Origin of the sequence: Streptomyces sp. NBC_01314, assembly GCF_041435215.1 — a bacterium.
GTDB lineage: Bacteria > Actinomycetota > Actinomycetes > Streptomycetales > Streptomycetaceae > Streptomyces.
Genome location: NZ_CP108394.1, coordinates 24,413 through 42,833, shown reverse-complemented (window position 1 = coordinate 42,833; position 18,421 = coordinate 24,413). Strand labels below are relative to the sequence as shown.

Sequence of the window (18,421 nt, the reverse complement as noted above, 5' to 3'; positions counted from 1 at the left end):
CGACGGCGTCACATCCTGTCAGCGCACTGCGCTACATCGACTCCAGCGGCAGGCTCACGTATTTCCTTAGGTATCCGTAGCGATTCGTCATCCGCCTGTGTCATGCCGTGTGCTCGGTGTCGGTGTCGTATGTGAGTGCGTGGATCGAATGCGTGACCTTCCGCGGGGGGTGTCGTTGACCGGATGACAGCATCGCGGACGGGAAGGGGTATCGGTGAGCCGGAAACTGCCGCTCGCCGGGGGCGAGATCGCCCGTACCGCGTGCGCCCGTGGTCTGCTGCGTACCGGTGTGGAGGAGAAGACGGGTGAGCTCCTGTCCGCTGCGGTGCTGGCAGAGCGGGTGGGCTGGGCTGCTGATCTGGTGTCGGGCATGGTCGCCGCGCTGCTGGCCGAGCACTGGAACGCCGCCGATGTGGACGTGCTGGCCGCCGGTGAGGACGCCGCGGGCCGCCCGCTGCCGTCGAACGCCTGGATGGCCCTGCGCCGCCTGGGCTGGACGGCTGGCCCGGCCGGGGGCATCCGGGTCAATGACCGCATCGTGCGCATCGCCCAGGAGGCGGCCGGGCGCACGCTGCGTGCGGCGAAGTGGCGCGCCGACCTGACCGCCGGAGTGCTCGCGACCTGGCCCGCCGACCCCGCCAGGCGCACCCCCAAGGAGTGGGACCGGGTGCGTGCGGCGGTGCCCGGCGGGGAGTACCTGCCGTCCAGCGTCATCAAGGGCCGGACCCGGCAGATCACCGCGTTCGTCAAGCAGCACGGCCGGATGCCGGTGAACGTGTTCGAGGTGGAGGCCGCGCCCCGCATCGCACGGATGCTGCTGCTGTCCGCCTGCGACCAGCAGCAGGCCACCCTCGAACGCGCCGACGAGCCGGGCCGGGCGCTGCTGCGGCTGCAACTGCCCACCCGCCCGGACCCGCGGTCCTACAAGGACTGGACGTGGATCTCCTGCCCGCTCAGCCTGCCGCCGACGGTCCCCGCGGGTGCGGTGCTGCACCTGCCCACCCTGCGCATCCACCGGGGCCGGGTGCGGGCCGACCTCGCCTACACCCACGCCGTCCCCAGGACGCAGCGGAGCGGACACGCAGTCGCGCTCGGCGTGGACTGGGGACTGAACACCCTGCTGTCCGCCGGGGCCGCCCGGCTGCACGCCGACGGAACCATCACCGCCCTCGGCGGCGGCGGCATGTTCCGGGCGGCTGGTGTTCTTGCCAAGCAGCACCGGCTGCGCCGCCAGGGCGAGCAGCTGCACACCAAGGCCGGTCACTACCAGCGGCTCATCGCCGAAGACGAACAGCACGCCCTGACGGCCAGGCACCAGGTCCTGGCCGAGGAGATCCGGCACGTGTCCGGGCGCCGGTCGAACCTCAACGACGCCCTGGCCCGGGCTGGTGCACGGTGGGCTGTCGATCAGGCTCTCGCCGCCGGCGCGAGCCTGATCTACGTGGAGGACCTGCGCTCGATGGAGGCCCGGGGCATGGGCCGCACGATGAACACCCGGCTCTCCCAGGCCGTGCGCGGGCAGATCGTGGACCGGATGCGGCACCTGGCCGCCGAGACCGGTATCGCTGTGGTCACCGTCCCGGCCCGCAACACCTCGAAGCACTGCCCGCAGTGCCTGGAGGTGTTGCGGCACCGCAAGGCCCCCGACCGGCCCACCATTGCGGGCTGGAAGTGGGCCCTGTGCGGCTCCTGCGGCTGGCAGGGCGACCGCGATGCGGGCGCCTGGAAGCGCATCGCCGCCCGCGGCCTGACTCACCAGACCAAGACCGTCACCGACCGCACCACCGGTGCCATGGCCATCCGCACCGTGACCGACAAACTCGAAGCGGGCGCGGTCATCACACCCGCGCCGAAGACCAGCCGGACGGACCGGTCCAAGACCGGACCCACCCGGCACCGCACCACACGTCCGACGCCCAGGCGACGCCGGACACCCTCCCCCACCGGCCCTTCGGGTCCGGCGGGCCAGCGTCCGGAGGGACACTCCCCCACTCTCGACTTCGCTCGAGCGGGGGGACCCCCATCACGGACCGCAGACGGCTGCCCCGCGCAGCCGACCGGCACCAGGGCGTGACGACGATCAGCACACCCACCAACCGGCATCGGCCACGAGGGACAGCACTGGGCGCGGGCTTCCACCTGCACGCCCACGCCACCCCTCCACAGTGGGCAGACCCCATACCGGACACCACGTCCGACATGGGATCACTAAGCTGATCAGAGACGCTGCAGGAGAACATGCCGCTGCTCGGCTCACTCACCGACCGGGCCAGAGGCCTGACCGCCGATCCGCTGGCACCGGCCGGCGACGGGGTACGCGGCCATTTCATCAACGCCTATGTCACCGCCTTGGAGAAGAACCTGGCGTGACCGGGCAGGCACGACGAGTCGGACGACGAAGCCGCCCGCCCCGGACCCCGGGGCGGGCGGCTTCGTCCCGCAGTTCACCGATGCCCCGCAGTTCACCGATGCCTGAGGGCCGAATTCGCGGTAATGCCACGCGCGGCAGGGTGCCGTGGACGCCGGCGGCCCTGCGCTGGATGGGGCAGGGGATCGAACACGTCTGAACCCGCGCCGAGCCGGCGGATATGTGGAAGACGGGGATGGGTTCCGGCCCGAGCACCAGGTCGAGCCGGAACCATCAGGTACGGCCGGTGGTCTGCGCCGCAGGAGTCGGTCTCAGTCCAGGAACGACCTGCGCGGGTCGCTCAGGAGGCTCGGGGCAGTAGGCCGGTGCGGGCGAGGCCGCCGAGCCAGGCCGCGGAGGGTTTGGGGGTGCGTTCGAAGGTGTCGGGGTCGAAGGCGATGAGGCCGAAGGTGGGCTTGTAGGAGCCCCATTCGTAGTTGTCGAGGGCGCTCCAGTGGAGGTAGCCGCGTACGTCGAGGCCGTCCTCCATGGCGGCGGAGATCTCCTGGAGTGCTCCGGTGGTGTAGGCGATGCGGCGGGTGTCGTCGTCGGTGGCGATGCCGTTCTCGGTGACGATCAGGGGGACGTCGCCGACGATCTCGGCGGTGTGGCGCAGCGCGTGTCCGATGGCCTGCGGGTAGTACTCCCAGCCGGTGAGGGTGCGTTCGGCGTCGTCGGGGGCGGGGAGGGGGCCGTCGGTGGTGATCCTGGTGCGGGTGTAGGACTGGACGCCGATCCATTCGTCGTCGCGGGCGGCTTCGATGAAGACGTCTTCGCGGGGGTGGCTGTAGGCGGCGGTGGTGGCTTCGGCGCCCGGCAGGGCCTGGTAGACCTGGTTGGCGATGGACCAGCCGACCTGGATGTCGTCGGAGATCGCCTTGACTGCGGCCCTCGCGCGGTGGTGTGCCTTGATCAGGGCGTCGGTGGTGGCCTTGTCGGGCAGCACGAGTCCCGCCGTGGGAGGTGCTTCGGTGCCCAGTTCGCGGATGGCTCCGGCGACCGCGATCATGTTGGGTTCGTTGATGGTGCACACGTGCCGTACGCCCTCGCCGATGATCGGTGCGGTGGCCTGTACGTACCGCTCGAACCGTTCGACGGCGCCCTTGGCGGTCCAGCCGCCCCGCTCGGCGAACCAGTGCGGCACGGTGAAGTGGTGCAGGGTCACCATGGGGCGCAGGCCGCGTTCGAGCGCGCCGTCGACCATGCGCCGGTAGTGGGCGATCTCCGCCTTGGAGAAGTGGCCGGGTATGGGCTCGATGCGGGCCCATTCGATGCTGAAGCGGTAGTCGGTGAAGCCGAGCCGGGCCAGCAGGTCCATGTCCTCGCGCCACCGGTGGTAGCTGTCGGCGGCGTCGAGGCTGGGTTCGGCGACAGAGCCGCCGCTGTGCTCCATGTGCCACCAGTCGCTGTTGACGTTGTTGCCCTCGATCTGGTGGGCGGCGGTGGAGGCTCCCCACAGGAAGCCGTCGGGGAAGCGGAGACCGTCGGCGGTGACGTTCACGGCGGGCATGACGGGGCCTTTCCGGAGGGGAGGTCGGGTCAGCGCGGTGAGGGGCCGGGCCAGATGGCCGAGGCGTCGTCGCGGTGAGGGTCGGGCAGGCGGACCGGGCGGACGGGGACGGGGCGCTCGTGTCCTTCGGCGAAGGCTGTCCACGGGGCGGGGTGGCCGGAGTAGCACAGGGTGGTCAGGGCGAAGACGTTGTCGGCGTAGACCTCGATGTACTCCCCGACGGTGAGGATGCGCAAGGTGGTGGCGGGGTTTGTCAGGACGGTCTCGCCGAGCCGGGTCCCGTCGGGGCCGGTGATCCAGAGGTTCTTGCCGTCGCAGCCCACGGCGAGGGCGCAACGGCCGCCGCCGGGCGTGTCCGTGCGCAGGGTGATCTCGACCGGGCCGGAGATGTCGATGTCGCCGACCGCGTGCGGGGCGGGGCGGTCGGTCTCTTCGCCGAGCCAGCCGTCCAGGCCGGGCCACCATTGCAGTCGGGGCGCGCAATCGCCGTGAACGACAAGGGATTTGGGCTGGGCGAGCATGCCGCGGCACCGCTGCCCGGTGTCGGTGAGGCCGACTTGGCGGGGCGTGGTGTGCAGTACGACGCGGGAGCCGTCGGGCGCGGCGATGACGCGCGGGGCGTAGGTGCCGGTCGGGCCGAGCGGGCCGCGCCGGGTCCAGGGGCCCCGCAGGCTCGGGGCGGTCCACGCCTCGAAACCGCGGGTGGCGCCGATGGAGCCGAGCAGCAGCCAGGTTCCGTCGTCGAGGTGTTCCAGGACCGGGCACTCCAACTCGTCGACGTCGCCGGGTGAGATGAGCGGCGGGTGGACGGTCCAGTGCTCCAGGTCCTCGGAAGTGGCCAGCGCGACGCAGCCGCTGACCTCCACCGGGAGGGAGGCGTCGCTGGCGCAGACGACCATGACCCAGCCGTCCCTCTCGTCGTCGCGTACGACGAACGGGTCGCGCCAGCCCATGCGTTCACCGGTGCGGTACCAGCGCGGATCAGCCTCGACGACCGGCACGCTCCCGTGGCGGCGCCAGGCTGTGCCGTCGGTGCGCCCGGAGTGCGCCAGCCCGATGGACTGGAGGGGCCAGCCGCCCGGTGTGAGACCGCTGACGCCCGTGTAGAACATCGCCATTCCGTCGCCGTGAGGGATCGGATGCATCGTCCACACCGCCTGCTGGTCGAAGCGGCCCGGCAGACCGTTGCCGAAGGGGGTGCCCTGGGGCTGCCAGTGGACCAGGTCGGTGGAGGTGGCCCGGCCGTAGGAGGTCTCCATCCGCAGATGGTCGAAGTCCGTTGTCCAGGGCCCCTGCAGGTGCAGCACCGCGTACGTGCCGTCCTCGTCGCGCAGGACGGCGAAGTCGTTCACGCAGAGGCCGGGCGGGGCGTATCGCATGCACAGGTCCTGTCGCTCCACAGCGCCCAAACGTGTGCGCTGACGCTGGATAACAAAAAGGTCTCTTGAGAACCGGCCCAAGTAAATATGAACGCAAACGCTTGCGCAACAAGGTGGGCGGGTTTACGGTCACGTCACCCACAGATCACACCGATGTGAAATCAACGGGAGGTATCCGCCGTGACGGCCAGCATCACCGATGTCGCCCGCGCCGCCGGAGTCTCGGCGTCCACCGTGTCCCGCGCGCTGCGCGGCCGGCCGGGGGTGTCACAGGAGGTACGGGCGCAGATCACGGCCCTGGCCGCCCAACTCGGCTACACCGCCTCACGCTCCGCCTCCAGCCTGGCCAGCGGGCGCACCTACACCATCGGGGTCGTGGTCCCGTACGTGGGCCGCTGGTTCTTCGGCACCGTCCTGGATGCCGCCGAGCGCGAGTTCAGCGCCGCCGGCTACGACGTGCTGCTGTACAACCTGGGCTCGCCGGAGACACGCAAGCGCTTCTTCACCAAGCTGCCGGTCCGCAAGCGCGTGGACGCGGTGCTGTCGCTCCTCATTCCTGACGATGCGGAGTCCGCCGCACTGCGCTCACTGGGGGTGCCGCTGGCCACCACGGTCGGCGGCACCCGGCCCGGCTTCACCGTCGTCGGCATCGACGACCGGGCCGGCACCGAAAGCGCCGTACGGCATCTGGTCAACCTCGGCCACCGCCGCATCGGCATGATCAGCGGATCCAGCGGGCCGCTGCACTGGACCACCCCGATCGAACGCCGCAACGCCTACCTGGACGTACTGACCGAGGCCGGGATCGAGCACGACCCGGCCCTGGAGGCCGACGGTGACTACACCGTCGAGGGCGGCGAGCGGGCGATGACCGAGCTGCTGGCCGCCTCCCGGCCGCCGACCGCCGTGTTCGCGCAGTCCGACGAGATGGCGATGGGCGCCCTGCGCGCCCTGCGCCGCCACCGCCTCAGGGTCCCTGACGACGTGTCCGTCGTCGGCTTCGACGACCACGAACTCGCCGACGTGGTCGGCCTGACCACCGTCGCCCAGCCGGTCGCCGACCAGGGCGCCCAAGCCGCCCGGCTGCTGCTGCGCCAGCTGGACGAACCCGACACCGAACCGCCCGCCGAGCAGGTGCAGATGCCCATCCGCCTCGTCCTGCGCGAGACCACCGCCCCGCCCCGCCCGCGCGGCCCGCAGTAGCTGCCCGAAAGCCCCACACCCCCACGCCCGGCAAGCACATCGTCGAACCCTCGCCACAGCACGGAGGCACAGCCATGAGCTCGACCAGCAGAAAGCACCGCCGCACCGCATGTACGGCCCTGGCCCTGGCCCCCCTGGTGGCGCTGGCCGCCTGCGGCTCGGGCAGCGGCACCGATACCTCCGCCGAGGCCGGGAGCGGCAAGGGCACCATCAGTGTCTGGGCCCACCAGGGCCAGAAGAACGAGGTCAGTGCGCTGCAGAACGCGGTGAAAGCCTTCAACTCCTCACAGAGCAAGATCAAGGTCGACCTGAAGCTGATACCCGACGCCGACTACACCAAGACCATCACCGCCACCAACGCCTCCGAGCTGCCGGACGTGATGGAGTTCGACGGCCCGACCATGGCGAACTTCGTCTACAACAAGAAACTCGCCCCGATCGACACCTTCGTCTCCGCCAAGACCATGGACAACGCCACCGACGCGAACAAGGCGCAGGGCGAGATCGACGGCAAGCACTACGGCCTGGGCATGTTCGACTCGGGTCTCGGTATCTACGGCAACAAGAAGCTGCTGGACGCCGCCGGCGTGAAGTACCCGACCGGCCTGTCCGACGACTGGACAGCTGAGGAGTTCACCGCCGCGCTCAAGACGCTGAAGGCCAAGGACTCCGACGGCAAACCCCTCGACCTCCAGGAGAGCGGCGGCTATGCCAACGAGTGGGGCACCTACGGCTTCGCCCCGATCGTCTGGTCAGCCGGCGGCACCCTCCTCAAGGACGGCAAGGCCGAAGGCGCCCTCGACACTCCGGCCGTGGTCTCGGCCCTGAAGACCTTCCAGTCCTGGAAGACCTACGTCGACCCCAACACCGACGGCAACGCCTTCGCCAAGGACCGCGTCGCCCTGAGCTGGGTCGGCCACTGGATGTACCCCGCCTACAGCGAGGCCCTCGGCGACGACCTCGTCGTCCTGCCACTGCCCGACTTCGGCAACGGACCCAAGACCGGCCAGGGCTCCTGGGCCTGGGGCATCGGCGCCGACAGCAAGAACGCCAAAGCCGCCGGCACGTTCCTGGACACCCTCCTGGACGACACCAACGTCACCGCCATGACGACCGCCAACGGCGCGGTGCCCGCCACCAGGACCGCGCTCGCCAAGAGCAGCCTCTACCAGCAGGGCGGCCCGCTCCAGCTCTTCGCCGACCAGCTCGCCAAGCCCTGCGGCGACAGCGACATAACCTCCTCCTGCGTCGCCGTCACCCGCCCGGTGACCGCCGGATACCCCGTGATCACCTCGAAGTTCAGCGAGGCCCTGAACTCCATCTACGGCGGCGCCGACCCCAAGAGCGCCCTGGAAAAGGCCGCCCGCGCCATCGACCAGGACTTCTCCGACAACGCCGGCTACAAGATCCCGTAGAACCCAGCGGCCGGGGCGGGCACGGCAGCCGCGCCCGCCCCGCCGGGAACAGGACCTCCCGTGACATCCGTGGAACCCGCGCACACCGCACCGCCCGGCCCGGAGCAGACCTCATCCGTGACACCCGTGAAGCCCGCGCGGATGACGCGATCGGCGCGGCCGGGCCCCAAGAACCGCGACTGGCTGCACGGACTGCTCATGTCCGCCCCGGCCGTCGTCGGACTCATCGTCTTCGTCGGTGTGCCCTTCGGCTACGCCGTCGTCCTCTCCTTCTACAACGTCCGCCTCGGCTCCCCGCTGGAACCGACCTGGTTCGGGATCGAGCAGTACCGGCGCCTGTTCACCGACCCCGACCTGTCCGGCCCCTTCCTGCGGGCACTGCTGAACAACCTGACCTTCGCCGTCATCGTCGTACCCGTCCAGACCGCCCTCGCCCTCGCCCTCGCGATCCTGCTCAACCGCAAGCTCAAGGCCATCGGACTGTTCCGGTCCCTGTTCTTCATGCCGGTCGTCTTCCCCATGGCCCTGGTCGCCGTGATCTGGCGCCTCATACTCGCCCGCAGCGACCAGGGCATGCTCAACTCCGCACTGGACGCGGTGAGTTTCGGCAACTGGGGCGCCTTCGACTGGCTCGGCGACTCCGCCACCGCGATGGCCTCGATCATCGTGCTGTCCATCTGGCAGGGTGTCGGCTTCCAGATGGTCATCCTCCTGGCCGGCCTCCAGCAGATCCCGGGCGAACTCTACGAGGCCGCCGAACTCGACCGCGCCTCCCGCTGGCAGCAGTTCCGCCACGTCACCCTGCCCGGCATCCGCGGCACCCTCGTCTTCGTCGCCACGCTCACCTCCGTGCTCTCCTTCCGCGTCTTCGACCAGGTCTACGTCCTCGTCCGAGGCGGCGGGCTCGACGAGGACGCCACCCGCACCGTGATGTACCAGGCCGTCACCACCGCCTTCGACCAGAACAACATCGGCCAGGCGTCCGCGATCACCGTCGTCTTCTTCCTGATCGTCGTCGTCCTGACGCTCATCCAGCGCCGCGTCGTCCGGCCCGGAAACGAGGACTGACCCATGGGCACCACCCCTACGCCCCTGCGCCGCTTCATGGACTACGCCGTACTCAGCGTGCTGGCCTTCGTCTTCGTGCTGCCCGTGATCTACCTGTTCCTGGGCAGCCTCAAGCCGTCCGACGAGGTCCTCAACGGCCTGTCCGGCTTCCTGCCCACCAACCTGTCCTTCGACAACTATTCCGCCGTCCTGAGCAGCCTCAACTCCGACAGCACCGGCTACTTCTGGCGCTTCATGGGCATCTCGCTGCTGCTGGCCTTCGTCGTCGTCACCGGCGGCCTGTTCGTCAACTCGATGGCGGCGTACGGCCTTTCCCGGCTGAAGTGGCGCGGCAGGCAAGCCGTCTTCACACTCATCCTGCTGCTGATGCTGGTCCCGTTCGAGTCGGTGGCCGTCCCGCTCTTCTACATGTTCAACGACCAGCGCAACACCCTCTACATCCTGGCGCTCCCCTTCATCGCCAACGCCTTCTCCGTCTACCAGTTCCACACGTTCTTCCGCTCGATCCCACCGAGCATCGAGGAAGCCGCCCGCATCGACGGCGCGGGCCCCTGGCGCACCTTCTTCGCCATCATCGTCCCCATGTCGAAGCCGGCCTTCGCCTCCGTGGCGATCCTGACCTTCCTCATCCAGTGGGGCTCCTTCCTGTGGCCCGTACTGATGGTCTCCGACCCCTCGGTCCGGCCACTGCCGCTGGAGATGAGCGTCTTCCAGGGCCAGCAGCCCCCGGACTGGGGACAGATCCTCGCCTTCGGCGTCCTCCTGGTCCTGCCCGTCCTGGTGGTCTTCGCCTTCTTCCAACGCTGGTTCGTCCAGGGCGTCGCAAGCTCCGCCGTCAAGGGCTGAGGAAAAGCCGAGAACCTGCACCTCTCGGCCCCTACCCACGACAGGAGCCCTGCTCCCAGGCCCGGCGCCACCCCCGCACCGACCACACGAATCCCGCGGACGGCCGGTTCCAGGACGAAACACCGCCGGGTACGGCCGGCCGAACCGTACCCGGCAACCTCATGTCAGCAGACGCTCAGGTGCTGACACTCGCCCGCCGGCACGGTCACCCGCCCGCCGGCGCACGGTCCTTCTCCGTCCAGACCCCCGCTCAAGCGCCAACAGCCGGGTCAGGCGGAGCACACCCTGGTACAGGGACGGCAAGCGGATGCCTAAAGCCCCAGCACTTCCCCGTACTTGATGGCGCCGTGGGGCAGCGCGAAGCCGAACGGGGTCAGCGACTTGGCCAGCGGGTACGTCTCCTCCATGCTGCTCGGCACGAACCAGACGCCACCCGACCTGGGCTCACCGGCGTTCTCCCCGGGCGCGCTCACCGCGGTGTCCCACAGGCCGTCACGGTTGTAGTCACCGACGGCCACCTGGGCGCCGAAGCGGTCGCCTGCCTCGGCCGTGCCGGGCATGTTCGGAGTGCTCTGGCTGCGGGCCAGACCCCCGTAAGGGCCGTTCTCCGTACCGTTCATGACGACGTATCCGCCCGCGTCCTTCACGGTGCCCACGTCCTCACCGGGCACGCCGACCACCAGTTCCGGACGGTTGTCACCGTTCAGATCACCGGCGGCCAGCGCCGCGCCGAAGTCGTCGCCCGCCTCGGCGGTACCGCCGACCTCCGGATTCGACTGGGTGATGCAGTCGCTCTCGGTACCGAACTGCGCGGTCTTCGAGCCCTTGAACAGGAGCAGCGCACCGCCGAGCCGGTCCTGGCAATGCGTCGTCTCCGACTCGGGATTGGCCTGTACGAGGCCGACCACGAGGTCGTCGGTGCCGTCCCCGTCGAAGTCGGCGGCGGCGAGCGCGCTGCCGCGGTCGGCGTCGGCCCACCACCGGGCGGGCTTGGCCTGCTCGTCCCAGCGCGTGATGAAGGTGCCGGAGTCGTCCAGGGCCTGCCAGGCGGTGGCGAGGTCATCCCGGCCGTCGCCGTCGAAGTCGCCGGTGACCAGGTCGCGGGTGTCGCCGCCCATGCCGTAGTTGCGCAAGGTGGTGGTGGTCACCGGGGCGGCGGTGAGCGGGCCCGGGCGGAACCGGAGCGCGCCGGCCTCCTCGTCCTTCTCGCCGTACGCGAGGTCTGTGTCGCCGTCGCCGTCGTAGTCACCCGTGGCGATGGTGCTGCCGATGCTGCTGTACTCGGACACACCCCTGGCCACGGTGGTGCCCTTGACGTTCCACTCCGAGCCGTCCAGGACGGTGATGGTGCCCTCGTCCTTGAGCTGATCGGAGGTGAGCGACTCGCCGCTCGCGCCGACGACGAGCTCGAAGACACCGTCGCCGTTCACGTCGACGGGTGCCACGGAGGAGCCGAAGCGGTCGCCGGCCTCGGGCGTGCCGGGTATGCCGGCCTCAGCCTGGCTGAAGACACCGGTGGACTGGTACGGGCTCTGCGCGCCGCCATAGATCACGCTGACGTAGCCCGCCATGGCCTTGCCGTCCACCGTGGCGTTGGGCATGCCGACCGCGATGTCCGCGTATCCGTCACCGTTGAAATCGAACCGCGCAGTCGTCGCAGCCGCGGCGCTCCCGGCGAGCGGCAGGGTCAGGCCGGCTGCGGTGAGTGCCGCTACGGCGGCGGTAGCGGCCAGGGTGCGTGCGCGCACGGTGGACTCCCATAGTCGAAAGAGGAACTGAGGGCGAAGACTTACGGGGATGTGACTCACGAGGCATGCGAACGGTTGTGTGAAGGTGGCCGCCCGGTGGACACGGCCTGCTTCAGCTCGCGTTCGCCCCGAAGTCCGCCGGAGTGAAGCGCCGCGCAAGATCCAGGTCTGTCCCGGCCCGCCACCCCGCCGCGCGGAACAGGATGGCGTACGGCCTGTTCGGCCTCGCCCTCTGCGTGGTGGCGGGGCTGTCCTCCTGGATCACGGGGTGGACCACCGCCGAGACCGGCCGGGCATCCCGCCGCCCAGTCACACGGTCGACCGGGGCCGCGGGGACAGCCACCCGCACCTGTGCGACGGCTGCAAGACGCGGGCGCTCGAAGCGGAGCGGCACGCGGAACAGGCCGAGCAGGAGCGCCAGGAGCAGGAGTGCCAGGAGACGGAGAGGGCACAGGCCACAAAGGGCCGGCGGTCGGCGGCCGGCTCGGGCCCTGGCGCGGCTGACCCGGGCAAGCCACCCGTGCCAGCGCGAGGGCTTGCCCAGGGGCGCCTGGTCAGGCCCTCGTTGTCGGTGGCGGCTGCGAGGCTGAACCGTATGGACAGCGACGATGAGCAACTGCTGCGCGGCCGGATCTACGGAGCCGACCACGAACACCCGGGCCCGAAGCCGGGACGGCGCTACGCCGAACTGGTGGGCGGGCCGCTGGACGGACTGCTGCTCGACATCACCGGCTGGAGGCCGGAGGAGATCGACGGCGGTGTCTCCCTCCTCACGGAGCTCGGGCAGTTCGGTCCCGGGGGCCGGGCGCTGTACGACCCTCGCCCCGGCGACCCGGCCCGCTGGGACTGGGGCGGCGACAGCCCCTGACCAACCGCACCCGGCCGGGTGAATCCACCGCCCCGGCGGAACCTCAACTGCTCCGGACACTTGCTGATCAGCTTGCCCACCACGCCCGCGCGGGTGTGATTGAGGGGTTCGCAGTTGGTGTGGTGGGTTGGGTGTGAGCTGTGGTGTTGATGATTTTTTGAGAAGAGGGAAGGGCGTTTCTGGGGTCCTTCCGGCGATGGTCGCGAGGCTTCTGACCTGCGGTTGTTGGGGGTCTGTTGATAAGGCTGGTGTGGTGTTGGGGATGGTTTCTTGTACCTAATGGAACGGTGCGTGTTCGTGCTGGTCAGGGGCTTGCTGTGTGGTTGGGATGGCCGGTCGCTGGCGGGTGGGGCCGGGGAGTAGGTCGGTCATCGAGGCCGGGAGGACGGGGTGGCTGTGGAACGATCAGGGTGTAGTCCGGCGTGTCCTTGGGACGGTCAGCTCTCCGGTCGGGGCGCTGGCCTGGGCCGGCCGATAGGGGGTGGCGCCGGTGTCACAGGCGCAGGACCGTGAGGTTCCTCTGGAGCGGTTGTCCGGGCAACGCCCTGGCCCGACCGCCCTTGATAGGCAGCAGCGGATTCTGAGGCGTTTGCGCCGGTTCGGCCCCGGGCCCGCGGGCTGGTACGCCGATATCTGCACCCTGCTGGATGAGGATCTGCCGCTGCGTTCGACCGGGATGCTGGTTTCGCACCTGTTCCGGGAGCTGGAGAGCGCCCTGCGCGAGGTTCTCCTGCCCGATGCCATCCGGAAAGATCCGACCGCGGGCGGGGGGCAGCGGCACCTGTTCGAAGTGAAGGGTGTGCTGGACTGGTTGGGTATCCCAGCCGCCAACCCCGCGGCCGTCGTCTGGCTGGCAGAAGCGAGGAAACTGCACACCTACGCGCACCGGGTCCGTATGGAACAGACGCCGATGGACGCAGCGGTCCGTGTGCGCCTGGCCGAACTGGAGGACATGCTCGATGTGGTGCTCGACCGCTTCGAGACCCGCTACGTCACCGTGCTGCAGCGACTGGAGACCCTGGCTGCCGTCCGTGAGCCGGGCAAGGCCCATGTGAAGCTGCTCCTGAATGCCTTCCCCCAGGATTACTTGACCCAGGAACGCTTCTTTGGACTGCTGGACGCCCCCCGGTGGCTGCCGCACCTGCGCGGGTACGGACTCTTCAGTACGCCGCCGGCACCGGAAACCGACGACGAAGCGCGCACGGTGGTCTTTCCCGCCTGGCCCGCCTCAACGTATCTGGTGCGGATGACCAGCGTTGCCCCGGTAGACGTGGCGGCAATCGCCGAGCAGATCCCCTCGACGGATAACCCGCGGGTCAATCTCGATCTTGCGGAGGTGGCACTCCTGCTGCCCCCCGCGGACGCGGCGCGTCTGGTGCCGCGGGCGGTGGAAGCGATTCGTGGCCCCTACCTGATCGACCCGGACCATTACGCCCAACTCGCGGTTCGCTGCGCCCAGGGCGGTCACACCGAGCAGGCCCTGGCGGTGATGGCCGCGCTCCTGCAGGCCGCTCAGCACGGTGGCCGGATCGACGACTACGATCTCCAGGAGATTCTGCGCTCACACAACACCACCTTGGCCCGTCACCTGGGGGCAGCTTGGTTGGAGGCGCTGACCGACAGCCTGGCAAGTACGCTCCTTGCCACCGGAATGGACCCTGACCGCGCTGGCGGGGACGACCTGTCCGGCGTGTGGTACCCGGTGCTGGACCCGGGTCACGGGGGGATGCGCTCTGATGACCGTGCCCTGTTCACCGAGGCGGTCCGCGACACGGCCGACCATCTTGCGGCCACGGACATCCGCCGGGTTCTTTCCATCCTGGAGTCCCAGCCGTGGCTGGTCTTCCGCAGGCTCCGCCTGCATATTCTCCAGCGTCACGGCGCCGACGCTCCGGACGTGGTGGAGAGCAGTCTGACGGATCTTGACCAGATTGCTGCCGCCCGGTCGCAGCGTGAATGGGCACTCTTGGCGCGCGTCTTCGCCAGGTCGCTGGGCCGGGCCGCGCTTGAAGGGGTACTGGCCGTCATCGACGCTGGGCCGGACACCGAACGGTTCGTGGAGCGGTTCCGTAGCACTTCCGGTGGTGCTGAACCGCCAGAGCAGTACGTCGAGCAGTGGGCGGGCGCCTGGCAGCGAGACCGCTATGCCGCACTGGCCGATGTCCTGCCCGAGCAGCAGCTGCAGCGCTACCGAGAGTTGTGCGACAGCCTCGGTCCGGCACCGTCGTTGGACACGATTCCCCAGCCCCCGGCCTGGTCGGCGGCCGACGAGGAGGGTTCGCCGGAGAACCTGGCTGCGATGGCGGCCACTGATCTGATCAGCCACGCCCGGGAGTTCCAGCCCGCACCCACCCGGTTCGGCACGAACGCCGAAGCCTTCTGCAGTCAGCTGCAAGCCGCCGTGACCAGCCAGGCCCTCATCTACCAAGAGGACGCCCCGGAGTTCGCCGAGTTGGCCGATGATCATCTCGCCGCCGTCCTCGACGGATTCCGTACGGCTATTCAGGCTGGTCAGCAACTCACCTGGACCACCATCCTCCCGCTCGTGCAGTTGGCTACTGGCCGCCCTCACACCTCCGACACCGGCACCCTGAACCTGTCCGTCGCCCGGTTTGTGCTGGCGGGACTGGCGCTGCAGAGCACCCAGCAGATCTCTGCCCTGCTCGGCGACGCGCTGTGGGACGTACTTGAGTCGGTCTGGAGCGCCGCGAGGTCGCCGCAAGACGACCTTGACGGGGACCAGCGGTCTGTTTGGGACGAGAGTTTGGAAACAGCCTTGCGAGCCGCCGTCGAGTGGGCACTGTGGCGTCGCGAACACGGCACTGCCTTCCAGGTGCTGTTCACCGCCTTGGACACCCTGCTGCTGGACGTGGCTGGTACGCCCGCTGCCCCGGGCGCGGCCAGTCCCGTCGGCCGGGCCGTCGGATCCTTGATCAACCGACTCGATGCTCTCGACCCGGCGTGGACGCGACGCCGAATCGGGGTCCTGTTCAACCTCGACACCGCACTGGGCCGTGCCAGCTGGATGGCTTACCTGAGCAGCATGTCGTCGCTCACTGAGTCCGTGGTGGGCCTCCTCATGGACGTCTACCGCACCGCAGCCCGCACACCCGCAGTGGACGGTCAGGATCACCGGGACTTGCACCGGAGGCTGGGTGATCACCTCATGGCCATCTATCTGGCAGGTCTGCTCGGGCTGGACGAGAGCACCATGGCTGACTACCTGTGCTCCTCACCTGTGGCTGGAGTTCAGCTCGCTTCGTCGTTGAGTGAAGTCGTTCACCACCGTGATCTGTCGCCCGATACTCGCGACCGCATCATGCAGTGGTGGACCTGGCGCCTGACCGCTCGGGACGACAACGCAAATGAGCCTGCACCGCAACCCAAGGAGATCCACGCCCTGATCGGCCCACTGGTCCGCAATGACGCCTTCCCGGTCACCTGGCGCCTGCAACAGCTGAGCGTTGCCTTTGAGATGACCGGAAGCCTCGGCCGCGACCGGCGCATCTACTCATTCCTGGCTGAGGCAGTCACCGACCACCTGGGACCAGTCCTGGAACTGATGCACCGATGGGCCACCACGCTGGACAGGTACGACTACGCCCCACGGATCAGGGAGAGCGGAATCCGCGCCGTTCTGCTGGCCGGACTTGCCTCTCCCGAACACCAGGAACTGGCCCGCGACATCATCAACCGAGCTACCTATCGTGGGCACTACCAATTCGCACCCCTGCTCACGGACACCGATGACCAACCCGGCCTGTCCTGAACCAACCCATCAGCAGGGCGGTCGGCAGAGCGGCCCCTGCCGCGCCGATGGCTTGCGACGGGAGTGTCATGAATTAGGTGTGATCCTTCCCGAAGGAGTCATCTGATGAATGCGACGACAGGTCACCTGATTGAGGCCGTAGACCGCGTGTCGCTTGCCGTGGCCGACGGCAGTGTCCAGGGTGCCGACGTGAAGTCGATGCCGGTGTCTGAGAACGGTCTGTCCAGCGAATTGCTGGAGGAGCTGGCCGCGCTCGCGGCCGAGAAGGTCCATGGCGGCGAAGGGCTGCGGCTGATGGGCGAGGGCGGGCTGCTGCCCGAACTGGCCCAGCATCTGATGCAGGCCGCCCTGGAGGCCGAGATGGACGAGCACCTCGCCGCCGAGGCCGGCCGGGTCGGCGGGCGCGGGTCCCGCTCGGGCGGCAACATGCGCAACGGCTACCGGGCCAAGAAGGTCATGACGGAGGTCGGCGCCGTGACGGTGCAGGTCCCCAGAGACAGGCTGGGCACCTTCCGGCCCCGGCTGCTGCCCGTGCACGCCCGCCGCACCGGCGCGCTGGACGACCTGGTGCTCTCACTGACCGCGAAGGGCCTGACCTCCGGCGAGATCGTCTCCCACCTCGCCCAGACGTACGGGATGACGACCACGAAGGAGACCATCTCCACGATCACCGACAAGGCCCTGGAATCGATGGCGGAATGGCGCACCCGCCCGCTCGATCCGGTCTACCCTGTCGTCTTCATCGACGCCGTGCACGTCAAGATCAGGGACGGTCACGTCGCCAACCGGCCGGTCTACGTGGCCGTCGCGGTCACCGCGGACGGCTACCGCGAGATCCTCGGACTGTGGGCCGGCAACGGCGGCGAGGGCGCCAAGTACTGGCAGACCGTCCTGACCGAGATCAAGAACAGAGGCGTCCGCGACGTGCTCATGCTGGTCTGCGACGGGCTGAGCGCCCTGCCCGACGCGGTGAACACCGTCTGGCCCCAGACCGTCGTGCAGACCTGCGTGGTCCACCTCATCCGCGCCAGCCTGCGCTACGCATCGCGCCGCGACTGGGCCGAGGTCGCCCGCGACCTCAAGCCCGTCTACACCGCCGTCAACGAGGAAGAGGCCCGGCAACGGCTCGCGGACTTCGACGCCACGTGGGGCAAGCGCTACCCCTCGATCGCCGGCACCTGGCAGCGGGCCTGGAGCGAGTTCGTACCCTTCCTCGGCCTGCCCGACGCCATCCGCCAGGTCGTCTACACCACCAACGCCATCGAGTCCCTCAACGCCCGCTACCGGCGCGCGGCCCAGGCCTGCGGGCACTTCCCCAACGAGCAGGCCGCCCTCAAACGCCTCTACCTCGCCACCCTCGCCCTCGACCCCACCGGCCGCGGCCGCCAGCGCTGGAACAACCGCTGGAAGTCCGCCCTCAACGAGTTCGACGTCCTCTTCGACGGCCGCCTTACCGCCGGACGAGTGTAGGCCGAACAGCCCACCCACCAACTCGTAGGCCAAACAGACGAATCACACCTAATTCCTGATAGACCCCTTGCGACTTCTGAAAGACCGGTGCGAGTTGCGCTGGTCAGCGGCTTGGCACCGGAGCGGGTCTGCCGGTCCAGTAGAGGGCGGTGTCGATGTCGCGTGAGGTCCAGCCGTCGGAGGGTGCTTTGCCGTGGTGGAGGAGGTCGTCGAGGAGTTGGAGGTAGCGGCCGTAGCGTCCCGGTGTGGGGGTGAGGGTGAGGCCGAGGGTGTCGAGGGCGTGTTGGACGCGGCGGTCGTAGACGGCCATCCGCTGTGGTGCTGCTGCGGTGAGGATGGCTGAGGCGAGGGCGTCGCCGGTGCGGAAGCCGGGCAGTTCCCAGATGATGCCGCGCCCTGCGCGGGCGGCCTCGCCGCGGGTGAGGGCGGTGTCGCGGACGGCGGTGACGGCCCGCTCGGTGACGGCTCGTACGTGGGTGTCGGGCAGGGACATCAGTTCTGTCACCCACCGGGTCTGTGCGGAGAGCCGTTTCCAGACCACCAGGGCTGCGATGTCCGTCTTGCCGAGGCTGCCCGTGTGCTCGGTTCGCTGTGCGACGTCGTGGAAGACCTCGTCGTAGTGCGGTGAGACGTTGGCCAAGTAGCCGGCGCGGGCGGGGATCAGGACGTCCCATACCTGGCCGCAGACAGCAGCGAACTCCTCCTGGGCCGGTGTACCCCTCGTCTTCTTCACGTCCG

General features: G+C 69.2%; 13 protein-coding genes. 9 read left to right on the top strand and 4 right to left on the bottom strand.

What is annotated here, in order from left to right:
* Positions 1–214 precede the first annotated feature (214 nt).
* Positions 215–2,074 carry a zinc ribbon domain-containing protein gene (locus tag OG622_RS00155; protein WP_371572165.1) on the top strand — a complete coding sequence of 620 codons (1,860 nt, stop codon included), beginning with the start codon at positions 215–217 and terminating at the stop codon, positions 2,072–2,074.
* A 164-nt stretch (positions 2,075–2,238) separates the two neighbouring features.
* The gene (locus OG622_RS00150) at positions 2,239–2,370 is read left to right on the top strand and encodes a hypothetical protein (protein ID WP_371572164.1); all 132 of its coding nucleotides are present in this window, start codon (positions 2,239–2,241) and stop codon (positions 2,368–2,370) included.
* A 338-nt stretch (positions 2,371–2,708) separates the two neighbouring features.
* On the opposite strand, the gene OG622_RS00145 is transcribed toward OG622_RS00150, so the two are convergent.
* Both OG622_RS00145 and OG622_RS00140 read right to left on the bottom strand, forming a co-directional pair.
* The gene (locus OG622_RS00145) at positions 2,709–3,917 is read right to left on the bottom strand and encodes a glycoside hydrolase family 1 protein (RefSeq protein WP_371572163.1); all 1,209 of its coding nucleotides are present in this window, start codon (positions 3,915–3,917) and stop codon (positions 2,709–2,711) included.
* 29 nt (positions 3,918–3,946) lie between these two features.
* The gene (locus OG622_RS00140; RefSeq protein WP_371572162.1) at positions 3,947–5,296 is read right to left on the bottom strand and encodes a mucin-1; all 1,350 of its coding nucleotides are present in this window, start codon (positions 5,294–5,296) and stop codon (positions 3,947–3,949) included.
* A gap of 180 nt (positions 5,297–5,476) precedes the next feature.
* On the opposite strand from OG622_RS00140, the gene OG622_RS00135 reads away from it, so the two are divergent.
* From OG622_RS00135 to OG622_RS00120, 4 genes are all read left to right on the top strand, one after another.
* On the top strand, positions 5,477–6,499 hold the full coding sequence (locus OG622_RS00135) for a LacI family DNA-binding transcriptional regulator (RefSeq protein ID WP_371572161.1): 1,023 nt from the start codon (positions 5,477–5,479) through the stop codon (positions 6,497–6,499).
* Between the two features lie 74 nt (positions 6,500–6,573).
* Entirely contained in the window at positions 6,574–7,914 is a 1,341-nt protein-coding gene (locus tag OG622_RS00130; protein WP_371572160.1) for a sugar ABC transporter substrate-binding protein, read from the top strand.
* Positions 7,915–7,974: 60 nt separating this feature from the next.
* Positions 7,975–8,982 carry a carbohydrate ABC transporter permease gene (locus tag OG622_RS00125; RefSeq protein ID WP_371572159.1) on the top strand — a complete coding sequence of 336 codons (1,008 nt, stop codon included), beginning with the start codon at positions 7,975–7,977 and terminating at the stop codon, positions 8,980–8,982.
* 3 nt (positions 8,983–8,985) lie between these two features.
* Positions 8,986–9,828: a carbohydrate ABC transporter permease gene (locus OG622_RS00120; RefSeq protein ID WP_371572158.1), complete on the top strand. Its 843-nt coding sequence runs from the start codon at positions 8,986–8,988 to the stop codon at positions 9,826–9,828.
* A 311-nt stretch (positions 9,829–10,139) separates the two neighbouring features.
* Here OG622_RS00120 and OG622_RS00115 read toward each other — a convergent pair whose 3' ends face one another.
* Positions 10,140–11,576 (bottom strand): FG-GAP and VCBS repeat-containing protein, encoded by a 1,437-nt coding sequence (locus tag OG622_RS00115; protein ID WP_371572157.1) that lies wholly within the window; start codon positions 11,574–11,576, stop codon positions 10,140–10,142.
* A 595-nt stretch (positions 11,577–12,171) separates the two neighbouring features.
* Here OG622_RS00115 and OG622_RS00110 point away from each other — a divergent pair.
* The 3 genes from OG622_RS00110 to OG622_RS00100 all read left to right on the top strand — a co-directional run bounded on the left by OG622_RS00110 (position 12,172) and on the right by OG622_RS00100 (position 17,683).
* Positions 12,172–12,444 (top strand): hypothetical protein, encoded by a 273-nt coding sequence (locus tag OG622_RS00110; RefSeq protein WP_371572156.1) that lies wholly within the window; start codon positions 12,172–12,174, stop codon positions 12,442–12,444.
* Positions 12,445–12,934: 490 nt separating this feature from the next.
* Positions 12,935–16,213 carry a hypothetical protein gene (locus tag OG622_RS00105; protein ID WP_371572155.1) on the top strand — a complete coding sequence of 1,093 codons (3,279 nt, stop codon included), beginning with the start codon at positions 12,935–12,937 and terminating at the stop codon, positions 16,211–16,213.
* Positions 16,214–16,411: 198 nt separating this feature from the next.
* A complete protein-coding gene (locus OG622_RS00100) occupies positions 16,412–17,683 on the top strand; it encodes an IS256 family transposase (protein ID WP_371583964.1) in 1,272 nt (423 codons plus the stop codon).
* A 103-nt stretch (positions 17,684–17,786) separates the two neighbouring features.
* Here the strand turns inward: OG622_RS00100 and OG622_RS00095 are convergent, their stop codons facing one another.
* Positions 17,787–18,416 (bottom strand): hypothetical protein, encoded by a 630-nt coding sequence (locus OG622_RS00095; RefSeq protein WP_371572154.1) that lies wholly within the window; start codon positions 18,414–18,416, stop codon positions 17,787–17,789.
* Positions 18,417–18,421 lie beyond the last annotated feature (5 nt).

Coding starts and splice junctions, on each gene's coding strand:
- OG622_RS00120 (WP_371572158.1), top strand. CDS start 8,986: ATGGGCACCACCCCTACGCCCCTGCGCCGCTTCATGGACTACGCCGTA.
- OG622_RS00150 (WP_371572164.1), top strand. CDS start 2,239: ATGCCGCTGCTCGGCTCACTCACCGACCGGGCCAGAGGCCTGACCGCC.
- OG622_RS00110 (WP_371572156.1), top strand. CDS start 12,172: ATGGACAGCGACGATGAGCAACTGCTGCGCGGCCGGATCTACGGAGCC.
- OG622_RS00100 (WP_371583964.1), top strand. CDS start 16,412: ATGCCGGTGTCTGAGAACGGTCTGTCCAGCGAATTGCTGGAGGAGCTG.
- OG622_RS00145 (WP_371572163.1), bottom strand. CDS start 3,917: ATGCCCGCCGTGAACGTCACCGCCGACGGTCTCCGCTTCCCCGACGGC.
- OG622_RS00140 (WP_371572162.1), bottom strand. CDS start 5,296: ATGCGATACGCCCCGCCCGGCCTCTGCGTGAACGACTTCGCCGTCCTG.
- OG622_RS00130 (WP_371572160.1), top strand. CDS start 6,574: ATGAGCTCGACCAGCAGAAAGCACCGCCGCACCGCATGTACGGCCCTG.